Below are 11,488 nucleotides of genomic sequence, written 5' to 3' on the forward strand. Positions count from 1 at the left end.
TGAGCCGCGTCTCCCATCGCTCCAAGATCGGCGCCGAGATTGATGACATTCGCGAGCAGAAGCGGGACGGTGACGCTCACACCGACCCAGCGCGGATAACACTGGGCCATGCTGCCCGCCAACCCCCGACCTGTGGTCCGGCCGATGCGGGCACTGATCATCTGCACGGCGACCATCAGCGGATACGTCAGTATCAGCGTCCAACTCACAATGTAGCCGAATTGCGATCCCGCCTGAGAATAGGTCGCGATCCCGCTCGGATCGTCGTCCGAGGCGCCGGTGACCAGGCCAGGCCCCAATATCTCCAACAGTCGCGGTTTCGAAGGTTCAACGACTGCACTTCTGTCGTCCAATTGGTCATCGCTCATCACTATCTCCCAGCGCATCCTGATACGGCGCGTTTCCACCGCTCTCGGTGCGAATGAATCGCGGATGTCGACTGTTTGTTCCGGAGGGGCAGGAGAGCTAAAAATGATTCAACTTCAAAAACTTCAAGGCGACCATTCTCAATCGCTGTTTGGTGCCAGATCCAGCCATTTGCGCGCCTTGAAAGGATATGAACGGTGACCCTGCGGTTGCCCACGTCCATTTGTAAAGCCAATTCCGCGCCTTGGCGCAGCAATGTAACAGTATTTGCTAAACGCGCCGGCTATAGAGGGCTTGATACCCTGGCGGCGAGGCTACCGACTTTACTAGTCCCCGGCTGGAATGGTGGGGTGTTCCTGCAGCCATGCTTTTGCGCTCTCAACGCGCTGCGGTTATCCAAGACATCGACGACCGATTGACGCTCAAGATCGACCACGATCGTGCCGTAGCGCGAGGAATGCCACCGGATCGAAGAAAAGGCCAGGAAGCTCGCGGCGCTTTCTCGGCGAGCGGAGTTGCGCGCCGGCTCCAGACCATGCCGGGCCCCTTGACCGCGTTGGCCGTCGAAGCTTTCGCGCCGGCGATGCAGAGCTGCCGATGCGGTCGTGACTTTGCCGCTTGGCTCGGCCGCGTTCCATGATAGTTCTCTTCTGGTTAGAAAGAAAGGCTTGGCGGGGTGTCGAAGGCTGGTCAGGCCGACATCCGCAGGCTCCCCACCAGTACAGGATCGTGGCTTTCGCGGATGCTCGCGAAGAAGCCGCGCATGCTGGCGGCGATTGCATTGGCGGACAAGACGGCTCGGACAATATGGGCCATGCTGACAAAGCAGGAAGACTATCGAGACCCAGCTCTGGCAATGAAAGGAAACTGCCGCGAATATGGCTGAAAGCTTAGGGCCGCTATAAATACTCGGCTACGGAATCAGATTGCCATTTTAATCCTGGATTCGAGACATTTTGAACGGCTTCAATCACCAGTCTTTTGCCACGCCGCATGACCGTTGATGCTCTGATTTTGTGTGCCACGTGGCGTGGACAATGATGGTTGGGATCACGAACGGCTTTTTCTCCTGCCCATTTCGGCCACGACGTTTTCGATCGGAAAATGCATCAAGCGCACCAGCAGGCCCTTCAATTCGGGCTCCTGCACTCTTTTGGCAGCTTCCAAAGGCGAGAACCATTCTGTGGTGCGTTCTTTACGTTCGGAAATTTGGCACATAGCTTCTGGACTCGTAGAAGATGAACCTCGACCATAGATGGGGTGGCGTTTTCCGAATCGAAGATCTTCAAATAGGTGTAGTAACCAAAGGGTTTTTTCTCGGCCTTGCCTTTGACACCAGCCTCTTCCCAAGCCTCGCGCTCCGCAACCTCGTTCGGCTTCAAACCTTTGATCGGCCATCCCTTAGGAATAGTCCAACGATGCGTTTCGCGCGTGGTGATGAGAAGAACTTCGATAGTTCCGTCGGCGCCGAGACGTGAACAGATTGCGCCGAATTGTTCAGCCATCTCGCCATTCATCATTATTTCCGCATAGGCTGCGAGACGTGCAAGATGGGGTTCGTACTTGTTCATGGGCCCCGCCAAATTCCTAAGTAAAACGCGCGGTTGCTTTTCGACAACCAGTAGCCTTTGACCAAGTTGACCAATGCAGCACCTTTGGCAAAGTGTGGCTACCTAGCCACATCAAACCGCTGCAGTCAGCGTTTGTTCCCGATAAGCGGGCGAAGAACAGGCAACGACAAAATAGCTCGACGTCGATCTCGCCACCCAGAAGCTTCTGTTGCCATAGGAAGGAGGAGCTACCGCCAGCCTTTAGAGTGGAACGAATGGCCCTTTCGTCAGTTCTATGGGAGGCGACTTCACTCAGGCCCGGCGTGTCGGTCGAGAGGGCTATGCGCATTCTAGTTTGGCTGTGCCTGGCCGCAGCATTGACGGCCACTGCGATCTGGTTCGTGACGGAACCCACCGTACCTTTCACTCAAAATGATCCGCGCCTTGAAGGCAATGGTGATCCGGCTCGGGGGCAGCTTATTTTTGCTGCCGGCGACTGCGCGTCCTGTCACGCCTCCCCGGGCCAGCAGGACAGACTGCGATTGGGCGGTGGCATCGCGCTCGCAGCGCCCTTCGGCACGTTTCGCGCTCCCAATATCTCATCCGACCCCGTTGATGGCATCGGAAGATGGAGCACGGTTGATCTCGCCAACGCCATGATCGGCGGGGTTTCGCCGCAACGTCGGCACTATTATCCGGTGTTTCCCTATCCGAGCTATACCGGCATGCGGCTCGAGGACATCAAGGATCTGCGGGCCTATCTGAAGACGTTGGCACCGGTTTCCGGCCATCCGCCCCCGCATGATCTGTTTCTTCTGTTCCGCATACGCCGCGTCTTGGGCTTCTGGAAGCTATTGTTCTTCCATGAGGGGCAGACGCAGGCATCGGTCGGCGGCGATACCGTCCTGTCTCGGGGCGGCTACCTGGTCGAGACCATAGGCCACTGCGCGGAATGCCATTCGTCACGCAATTTTTTCGGTGCCATCAAGCCCGAAACCCGGTTTGCCGGCGGCACCGATCCCGAGGGCACGGGCTTTATTCCCAACATTACACCAAGCCGGATCGGACATTGGTCCGAAGCCGATATCGCGGAATTGTTGAAGAGCGGCAACACGCCGGACCACGGCCGCGTCGGCTCGTCCATGGCCGAGGTCGCGACCAATACGGCAATGTTGCCGCAGAGCGATCGCGACGCCATTGCACGCTACATCAAGTCACTGCCGGCTCGTCCCACGCCCCATCCTTGAACGAATTAGTGAATGTAGAGATAGGCGGCAAGATCGCGCGCCTCCGCTTCCGAAATCCCCGTTTTCGGCATCGCCGAATTGGGAGAGAAGGTCTGCGGCGATACAATCCAATGAACGAGGTTGTCGCCGGTATTGTTGACTACGCCGGCGATATACACCCGCGTTTGAAGCCCAGACAAAGCGCCGCCCACTTGTCCGTCCGCACCCGCGATTCCGGGGATTTGGTGACATCCGGTGCAGCCATATCGACGAAAGATCGGCGGTGCGCGGGAAGGATCGCCGCCCTGGGTGAGCAGGCGCGCCGCCTGTAGCCGCTGCTGCGAGTTCTTTACCATGTTCGTGCCGATCAGAGCGCAGAGCAATGCAATGGCTGCTGCGCCCAGCCAGACGCTGCGATTTCTATAAAGGACGGATGCGCTGAACATGGTCCACTCCCCTGCCGGCGTTGGCAATCCATAGCGCAGCCAATACGAGTGCCGCCCCGGCATAAATCGTCCCGGCGGGAATCCACATAACCATGCCGGCGAGCTGCTGGTCCTCCAGCGGCGTGAGTCCCCATGTTGCCGCGGCATGCGTCTGCTCGACGTAAAGAACGCGGGGGGCCAGCGCCATCAGGGCGCCGAGCGCGCCCGTGTGCAGCATGGTCAGGAAAAGATGCCACGCAGCGACGCCATGATTGCTGCACCAGAAGACCGACCACCAGAACAGCACGGCACTGGCGAAGAAGCTCAGATGCTGCAGACGATGCAGTGCGACGTCGTCGACGGCGGCATCGAAAAGGGCCGGCGCGTGCCAAGCCCATATGGCGACGGCATGCAGCAGAGTGGCATTGGTTCCGCCGCTCAGCCAGCGCCAGACTGATCGCACCGTGCCTCGCCGCATGGCCCTGCCCGTCCAGCGCCTCAGTCGTTCCGGCATGCCCCATAGGAACAAACCCGCAGGCCGCGCGATGACAATCATCGGAGCGGAGACCGCCATGATGATTTCGTGCTCGATCATGTGAAAAGTGAAAACTTGCTCTCCGAGCCAGTGCAGCGGCGACAGCAGTGCGCCCGCAAGCGTCAGCCAGCCTGCCCAATAGCAAATGGCGCGTTTCGCCATAACGGGCCGGCTCCTTCCGGTGCGCCGCCACAATTTCCAGGAACCCCGGCCATAAAGAAAAGCGATGATCGCTAACGGCGTTCCGATCCACGGATCGATTGTCCAGATCGAATGAAACAAATGCGCTTCCGCGCCGTGCGCTGCCGCCTGCCGCGCCATCATCAGCAGAAACATCAAAGCGCCTAGTGTTCGCATGCGTTCAAGAGCCATGCGGCTCCCCCTTGCAGAACAAGCGCGAAGGCGAAGACGAGCCCTACCAAGACGCTGAGATGGCGGATGAACAGCCCCGTTCGCGCCTCCTCCGGCTTCGAACCGATCTGCGGTGCTAACGAACTCGCCACCGCAAGAAGGATGGCCACGGAAGATGCGACAAGCGACCAGTGCATGCGACGGCTGCAATCGACATAGGGGAGGATTTGGCCGAGCTGGGTGTTGATCGCCCAAACAAGGGGAGCAAAGATCAATCCGCCGTATTTTGCCGCTGCGGTCATCATAGGCGTGGCACCCAGTAGATGCATGTATATAGGGGAATCCAAGCCACCACGACAAAGTTCCAGTACATCGCATTATCCTCGACGTCGCCGAAGCGGCGCGGGTTGTCGGCATGCCTCGTAAACATCAGGCAGGCCAGCACCAGTGTATCGATGAGGTCTGTAATGATGTGGGTCGAATGAAGGCCCAGCAGTGTCCATATGATCGAGCCGTAGGCATTGTCATCCCAGCGCACATGGAGGACGGTGAATTCGAAAGCGCGCAAGATCAGTGGTATTGCCCCGAGCACCGACATAATGACGAGCCCGATCCGCACCTTGCGCAGATCTCTTTGCCGCGCCCAGCGGGACAAGAGGACATTCGGCACGACACTCGCCAACAAGATGACCGTCAGCGCCGTTCCGGGGATGAGGCCGGGCGCCGGCGCATTGATTGGCCATTGCGGCGCGATGCTCATCAGATAGAAATAGACTGCGATGGCCAAAGCGAAGCCGGAACCTTCAATGAGCATGAAGGCGCAGGTTCCCCACCAGGTCGGGCTCGCCGTGCCCATACCATGGGGCGGCAACTTTGAAACGTCGAGTACGATGCGTTCCTTCACGATTCGTCCTCCGGCGTCTGTTTGGGCCAGAACCAACCGATTAACGTGATGCCGATGGGAATTGATCCCCATACGACAGCCCATGGCGAGAAGATCGACCAAATCAGCATCACCGTGGTGGCAAGAGCCGCCCATAGCGGCCAGATCGAATTTCGCGGCGAGGACTCGTTGGCTTCCGGCTGTGCCTCAACAACGCTGCTGATGATCAATTCACGGCGATCGGTGCGCAGCCCGGCCGCAACCGCAAGCTCGTCAGGCTGCGTCCACAACGGGTCGCGATCGCCGACCACCGGAATGCGGCGGAAGTTGAAGCAAGGCGGCGGCGATGGCGTCGCCCATTCGAGCGTCGACGCGCCCCACGGATTCTCGCCGGCGATCGGACCTGATCGAGCGCTGCGGATGACGTCGATGAAAAAGACGAGGAACCCCAGCGCGAGGACGACGGCGCTCAGGCTGACGAACATATTCATGCCGGCCCAAGGCATTTCCGGCTGATAGGTGTAGATGCGCCGCGGCATGCCCTCGAGGCCCAGAATATGCATTGGGAAGAAGGTTAGGTTGAAGCCGGCGAAAAGCAGCCCGAAGGCCCAGCGGCCGAGCGTCTCGCTCATCATCCGGCCGGTCATCTTGGGGAACCAATAATAAATGGCGCCGAGCAAGGGGAAGAGGGCGCCGCCGACCAGGACGTAATGGAAATGCGCGACGACGAAATAGGTGTCATGCACCTGGGTATCGAACGGCACGGAGGCGACCATGACGCCGGTCAGTCCGCCGATGACGAAGGTAACGATGAAACCGAGGACGAACAGCATCGGCGTTTTCAACACGGGTTGCCCGCCCCACAGCGTCGCAAGCCAGCAAAATATCTGCACCCCGGCGGGGATGGCGATCGCCATGCTGGAGGCGGTGAAGAAGCTCTCGCCGAGCCGCGGCAGCCCGACGACGAACATGTGATGCACCCAAAGGCCAAATGCCAGAATCCCGGTAGCGATCAGCGCCATCACCAACGGAAGATACCCGAACACGGGGCGGCGCGAAAAAGTCGCTGTTATCGTCGATACCATGCCGACGGCCGGCAGGAAGATGATGTAGACTTCCGGATGCCCGAAGAACCAGAACAGATGCTGCCATAGCAGTACGTCACCGCCCTCAGCGGGATTGAAAAACTGCGTTTCGACCAGACGGTCCAGGATGAGCGATGAGCTGGCGAGCATGATCGCCGGCATAGCCATGATGACGAGGAAGGCTGTGACGACCATCGACCAGACGAACAGCGGGATGCGGTCCAGCGCCATGCCGGGCGCCCGCTGCTTGAAGACGGTGACGACAAGTTCCACCGCAACGGCCAATGCCGAAACTTCCGTGAAAGTGATCATCTGCGCCCAAAGGTCGGCGCGCTTGCCGACGCCATATTGCGGCCCGGATAAGGGCACGTAGGCAAACCATCCGACGTCGGGCGCGGTATCCAGAGCAAACGAGGTCCATAATAGCAATCCGCCGGCCAGAAACATCCAATAGGAAAAGGCGTTCAAGCGCGGAAAGGCAATATTGCGGGTGCCAACCATGAGCGGCACCAGATAGACCGCCATGGCTTCCATGACTGGCACCGCAAATAGGAACATCATGTTCGCGCCATGCATCGTGAAAATCTGGTTGTAGCGATCCGGGCCGATAAAACGCGCTTCCGGCTGCGCCAGTTGCAGCCGCATCGCGAGCGCCAGGAGACCGCCCATGGCGAGAAATACGAATGCGGTCGTGATGTAGCGGCGGCCGATGATCTTGTGATCGACTGTCGTGAGGGCGCCCCAGACGCCGGCCCCCGTCATCCAGGTTTGTGCCAGCCGTCGTTCGAGCTCGTCATCGTCGAACATCAAATCCGTCGGTACAGCTGATTTGGCGTCCTTCGTCATCTGAGGCTTTCCATATAGGCGGAAAGCTGCCGCAGTTCGTCGCTCGAGAGGAGAACCATCGGCATGTTGTTTCCGGGTTTCAGCGTCTGAGGATCGGCGATCCATGCGGCGAGCGAGCCGCGTGTATTGTCCAGCAGGCCCGCCGCAATCGTTTGCCGACTGCCGAGATGGGTCAAGTCCGGCCCCGTCGTTCCCGATGCGTCGGTACCGCGGATGGTATGACAGAAGGCGCAGGGCTTGCGCATGAAGAGGGCCTTGCCGGCAATCGCTTCCGGATCCGTCGGTGATGCGCTGTTGCCGCGCTGTGCGGCAGCCCAGCGCTGATAATCGGCCACGTCCTCGGCAATGACAAACAGCGCCATGTGACTGTGCTGAAGTCCGCAGAACTCCGCGCATTGACCGCGATAGACGCCTGGACGATCCGCTCGAATAATTATGGTGTTCTGTCGGCCGGGAATGAGGTCGCGCTTGCCGGCGAGGCTCGGTACCCAGAAGGAATGCATGACATCAGTGCTTTCGAGCTCAATGCGAATATCTACGCCGACGGGAATATGCATCTCATTGGCCGTCTGGAACGTCTTGGCCGGATCGGCATCGTCGTAGATGAATTGCCACCACCATTGCTGGCCGCGCACTTTGATCGTGACGCCGGCATCCTCAGCCATGCCGAGACCGCGGGTTGCATAGAAGCTCGCGATCGTCAGGCCGGCGATGATGAGCACGGTTGCTGCAACCGCTGCGGTCACCAACGTTCCCATCCGCCGCTCGCTCGCGGCGCTTGGACTTTGCCGCTGCGTCCTCGATCGCAACAATGCCAGGATCAGAACGATCATGACCAGCGCCCACACCGCGGAGCAGACGATCACGATCGCGATGATCAAGTGCTTAAGCTGAACGGCCGCGGCACCCTCGGCATTCAAGGCCGACTGCGCGCCGTTACATCCTGCAATCAGGATTGCCGCCGAAAGCACGAAAACGGCAACACCCGGTTTCAAGGTGACGGCCCCTGCGCGGCGTTCATCCCGGCAGGACCTTCTTCGAACAGGATTGCCGCCGGCGCGCGATTTTCCGCCGGGCGCGTATGTTTGTCGTCGTTTCGGCTCGGCGCGGTGGTCTGTGCCTTGTATGCTCCAATCGTGTGGATATAGCCGGCGAGCTGCCAGATCTCATCGATCGTCATCTTATCGCGAAAGGCCGGCATTCCGTGAGGTCTGCCGTTGCGGATGGAGGCTGCGATCGACACCATCTCCGGGCCATAGAGCCACCATCCGTCGAGGAAAGAGGGACCGGCCGCGCCGCGCCCGTCTCCGTGGCACGTCCCGCAGCCGAACCAGGAATAAAGGCGTTTACCCTGGCTGAGGTCATAAGCGGTTGTCTCGTAAGGCTTGCCGAGGGCGAAGTAGATTTCAGGGGGAGTGCCGCTGATGCCGTTCGGCATCAGGCGCAGCTCATCCAGCGCGGCCCCTACCGGGGGATCCGTTCGATATTGCCGTGCTTCGCGCGTATCGCCGATCAAGGCGGCCGCGCCGAGGGCCACCAGAAAAGCAGCGATCAGGAACGCGCGATCAAGGAATTCTCTGCTGACCACCCACGCCATGTTCGATGTTCCAACCTGTGCAGGCTTCAATTCGCGGGCACGGCACCGGAACGCATAAGGCGCACCGGCAACAGCTTATAGGACGGAGTCTTCGACTTGGCGTCATGATGATCCAATGGAAACAGCGGATTGGCTTCGGGATAGTAGGCGCCGCAACATCCTTCCGGAATCTCATAGGCAACGATAGTGAAGCCCGAAACCCTGCGCTCCGTCTCTTCATCGATCGCCGTCACCAGATCGACGGCTTCGCCGTTGCGGAAACCGAGGCGCGTTATGTCGGCTTTATTGACGAAGACAACCCGCCTCGTTCCCTCGACGCCGCGATAGCGGTCGCTAAAGCCATAAATCGTCGTGTTGAACTGGTCGTTGGAACGCAAGGTGGCGAGATGAAGGACATCATCACCCTGCGCGTGGAGAGCAAACTCCGGAAACAGGCGGTCGGGCGTGATGAAATTGGCCTTGCCGTTGCAGGTGACCCACTTGCGCTCCCGCGCCGGCAGCGGTCTTGGAATCCCGCCTGGATGGAACATGCGCTTGTTGAAATCCTTGAACGTCTCCGGATAGGTTTGCTCGATCGCGTCGCGGATCGTCGAATAGTCGTCAACCCAGCGGTCCCATGGTACGACCCCCTTGGTCAGCGTCGCTTTTGCCATGCCGGCGATGATCGCCGGTTCCGAAAGCAGTTCCGGACTGGCCGGCCGGGCTCTTCCGCGCGAACCATGAAAATGCGCGACCGAGCTTTCCACCGAGACGGCCTGCGGTCCGCTCGCCTGCTCGTCGATCTCGATGCGACCGAGACATGGCAGGACATAGGCGATTTTGCCGTGAATGACATGGCTACGATTGAGCTTGGTGGCGATCTGGACGGTCAGGCGGAGGTTCCGCCACGCACTCTCCATCGCGGCAGTTTCCGGGATAGCTCGCAGAAAATTTCCGCCGAGACCGATAAACGCCCGAGCCTCGCCATTCAGGATCGCTTTGCAAGCCTCGACCGTGGTGTGGCCGATCCACTCCGGCGGCTCGAACTGGTAAAGCGCGGCCAGCTTGTCCAATGGCACGAGGCCCGGCTTTTCGGTGATGCCGACCGTGCGCTGACCCTGAACATTCGAATGGCCGCGCACCGCGCAGATATTGGCGCCTGGCTTGCCGATGTTTCCGCGCAGAAGCGCAAGATTGACGACCATCTGCACATTCTGAACGCCCATGAGATGCTGCGTAAGACCCATGCCATAGACCAGCAAAACTGCATTCGAGTTGGCATATGTCGAAGCAGCCTGCCGCATCTGCGCTCGCGTCAGGCCGGAGACACGTTCCAATTCGGCCCAATCGTGGTTTCGCGCAGCAGCAGCAAATTCCTCGAAACCCGCGGTATGCTGCTGGATGAAATCGTGATCGAGGACATGTTTCTTGTCGGCGGCGGCCATCGCTGCGGCAAAGGCTACCGTTCCCGCGTCGGAAGGATCATCCGGGATCGCATCGATTCCCGTAACCTTGCTGGTCCCGGATGCCTTGAGCGCATCGTCGGCCTCGATCAGTGCCTTGCAGACGCCGAAAAGTGCCGCGATATCACCGCCATTCCTGACTTGATAATATTCCGACGAGATCAGCGTTTCCTTGCCCGTGAGCATCTGACCGGGCATCTGGGGATTGACGAAGCGCTCCAATCCAGGCTCGCGAAGTGGATTGAAGGTGACGATCTTGGCGCCTCTGTTGACGGCATCTTGCAGGTCGTGAAGCATTCTCGGCGAGGACGTGCCAACGTTCTGTCCAAGGTAGAAGATGCAGTCGCAATTCTGGAAATCGGACAGAATGGCCGTGCCGATGGATGCGCCGATGCTTTCCGGCAGTGCTGCGGACGAGCCTTCATGGCACATGTTCGACGAATCCGGCAGATGGTTGCTGCCGAACATGCGGGCGAACAATTGGTACATGTACGAGGTTTCGAGCGATGCGCGACCGGACGTATAGAAATCGACCTTGTCCGGGGATATCGCCCTCAATTCGCGGCCGATCTCTTCGAAAGCGTCCTGCCAGATGACGGGTATATATTTATCCTTTTCAGCGTCCCAACGCATGGGATGCGTCAATCGTCCCTGCTCTTCGAGATCATGATCGGGCCAGGTTTCCAGCTCGCCGAGCGTATGGGCTGCGAAAAAGGCGCGATCGGCCCTTCGGTGTGTGACTTCCCAACTGGTGGCCTTGGCGCCGTTTTCGCAGAACTCCAACGGATGGGGCTTGGCAGGCTTGCCCCACGCGCAACTGACGCACATGTAACCGTCGGGCTTGTTCTGATGCGCCAACAGGGATGGGCCTGATATCGGGATATGCTCCCGAAGAAGGATCCTACTCACCGACTTTGCTGAACCCCATCCGCCTGCTGCAGGTTTGCCGGATGTTATCCGTGGTTCGTTTCTCGGTTGCGTAGCCATGATGAAGATCCTTAATTCCCACAAAGAACCAACGACAAGCTCTTCTGTTCCCTGTCGGCGATGACAGCCGATGGCAATGGCCTCAGCCGAGACCGCCGCTAGAGATCGATGAGCATGTAAGGCTTGCCGGTGGGTCTCTCGATGTAGGCCGCGACAGTGAAAAACCGGCGCTTCGGCGGCTGTGCTACGCTCATC

Annotated in this window: 10 protein-coding genes and 2 pseudogenes; 2 read left to right on the forward strand and 10 right to left on the reverse strand. The window is 59.3% G+C overall.

The genetic code is table 11. The features are described from left to right. Nucleotides 1-368: divalent metal cation transporter (locus tag PH547_RS33015; protein WP_285170160.1), on the reverse strand; the 368-nt coding region annotated here is incomplete at its 3' end. Nucleotides 369-832: 464 nt separating this feature from the next. Between PH547_RS33015 and PH547_RS33020 the strand changes: the two are divergent. Next, a pseudogene (locus PH547_RS33020) lies at nucleotides 833-1,252 on the forward strand (transposase); the annotation flags it as partial. Between the two features lie 164 nt (nucleotides 1,253-1,416). Here the strand turns inward: PH547_RS33020 and PH547_RS33025 are convergent. Next, nucleotides 1,417-1,937, reverse strand: a pseudogene (locus tag PH547_RS33025) (NUDIX hydrolase). Nucleotides 1,938-2,257: 320 nt separating this feature from the next. On the opposite strand from PH547_RS33025, the gene PH547_RS33030 reads away from it, so the two are divergent. After that, complete coding sequence (locus PH547_RS33030; protein WP_285170437.1) at nucleotides 2,258-3,163, forward strand: c-type cytochrome; 906 nt, start codon at nucleotides 2,258-2,260, stop codon at nucleotides 3,161-3,163. A gap of 5 nt (nucleotides 3,164-3,168) precedes the next feature. Here the strand turns inward: PH547_RS33030 and PH547_RS33035 are convergent, their stop codons facing one another. The 8 genes from PH547_RS33035 to PH547_RS33070 all read right to left on the reverse strand — a co-directional run bounded on the left by PH547_RS33035 (nucleotide 3,169) and on the right by PH547_RS33070 (nucleotide 11,293). Further along, on the reverse strand, nucleotides 3,169-3,498 hold the full coding sequence (locus PH547_RS33035; RefSeq protein WP_483315599.1) for a c-type cytochrome: 330 nt from the start codon (nucleotides 3,496-3,498) through the stop codon (nucleotides 3,169-3,171). Between the two features lie 64 nt (nucleotides 3,499-3,562). Further along, complete coding sequence (locus PH547_RS33040) at nucleotides 3,563-4,459, reverse strand: cytochrome c oxidase assembly protein (protein WP_483315600.1); 897 nt, start codon at nucleotides 4,457-4,459, stop codon at nucleotides 3,563-3,565. Beyond that, nucleotides 4,447-4,758 carry a hypothetical protein gene (locus PH547_RS33045; RefSeq protein WP_285170439.1) on the reverse strand — a complete coding sequence of 104 codons (312 nt, stop codon included), beginning with the start codon at nucleotides 4,756-4,758 and terminating at the stop codon, nucleotides 4,447-4,449. The genes PH547_RS33040 and PH547_RS33045 overlap by 13 nt, the downstream gene beginning before the upstream one ends. Then, nucleotides 4,755-5,357: a cytochrome c oxidase subunit 3 gene (locus PH547_RS33050; RefSeq protein WP_285170440.1), complete on the reverse strand. Its 603-nt coding sequence runs from the start codon at nucleotides 5,355-5,357 to the stop codon at nucleotides 4,755-4,757. Before PH547_RS33050 ends, PH547_RS33045 begins: the two co-directional genes overlap by 4 nt. Continuing rightward, the gene (ctaD, locus tag PH547_RS33055; RefSeq protein ID WP_285170441.1) at nucleotides 5,354-7,267 is read right to left on the reverse strand and encodes a cytochrome c oxidase subunit I; all 1,914 of its coding nucleotides are present in this window, start codon (nucleotides 7,265-7,267) and stop codon (nucleotides 5,354-5,356) included. Before ctaD ends, PH547_RS33050 begins: the two co-directional genes overlap by 4 nt. Further along, nucleotides 7,264-8,262: a cytochrome c oxidase subunit II gene (gene coxB / locus PH547_RS33060; RefSeq protein WP_285170442.1), complete on the reverse strand. Its 999-nt coding sequence runs from the start codon at nucleotides 8,260-8,262 to the stop codon at nucleotides 7,264-7,266. Before coxB ends, ctaD begins: the two co-directional genes overlap by 4 nt. Further along, a complete protein-coding gene (locus PH547_RS33065; protein WP_285170443.1) occupies nucleotides 8,259-8,864 on the reverse strand; it encodes a c-type cytochrome in 606 nt (201 codons plus the stop codon). Before PH547_RS33065 ends, coxB begins: the two co-directional genes overlap by 4 nt. A 26-nt stretch (nucleotides 8,865-8,890) precedes the next feature. Then, the gene (locus PH547_RS33070) at nucleotides 8,891-11,293 is read right to left on the reverse strand and encodes an FdhF/YdeP family oxidoreductase (RefSeq protein WP_285170444.1); all 2,403 of its coding nucleotides are present in this window, start codon (nucleotides 11,291-11,293) and stop codon (nucleotides 8,891-8,893) included. Between the last annotated feature and the right edge of the window lie 195 nt (nucleotides 11,294-11,488).

The organism is Rhizobium cerradonense (genome assembly GCF_030182455.1).
Taxonomy (GTDB): Bacteria; Pseudomonadota; Alphaproteobacteria; order Rhizobiales; family Rhizobiaceae; genus Rhizobium.

Bases quoted from the DNA above. Each gene is read 5' to 3' on its own strand.
- PH547_RS33030 (WP_285170437.1), top strand. From the start codon at position 2,258: ATGCGCATTCTAGTTTGGCTGTGCCTGGCCGCAGCATTGACGGCCACT.
- PH547_RS33035 (WP_483315599.1), bottom strand. From the start codon at position 3,498: ATGGTAAAGAACTCGCAGCAGCGGCTACAGGCGGCGCGCCTGCTCACC.
- PH547_RS33040 (WP_483315600.1), bottom strand. From the start codon at position 4,459: ATGCGAACACTAGGCGCTTTGATGTTTCTGCTGATGATGGCGCGGCAG.
- PH547_RS33045 (WP_285170439.1), bottom strand. From the start codon at position 4,758: ATGATGACCGCAGCGGCAAAATACGGCGGATTGATCTTTGCTCCCCTT.
- ctaD (WP_285170441.1), bottom strand. From the start codon at position 7,267: ATGACGAAGGACGCCAAATCAGCTGTACCGACGGATTTGATGTTCGAC.
- PH547_RS33065 (WP_285170443.1), bottom strand. From the start codon at position 8,864: ATGGCGTGGGTGGTCAGCAGAGAATTCCTTGATCGCGCGTTCCTGATC.
- PH547_RS33070 (WP_285170444.1), bottom strand. From the start codon at position 11,293: ATGGCTACGCAACCGAGAAACGAACCACGGATAACATCCGGCAAACCT.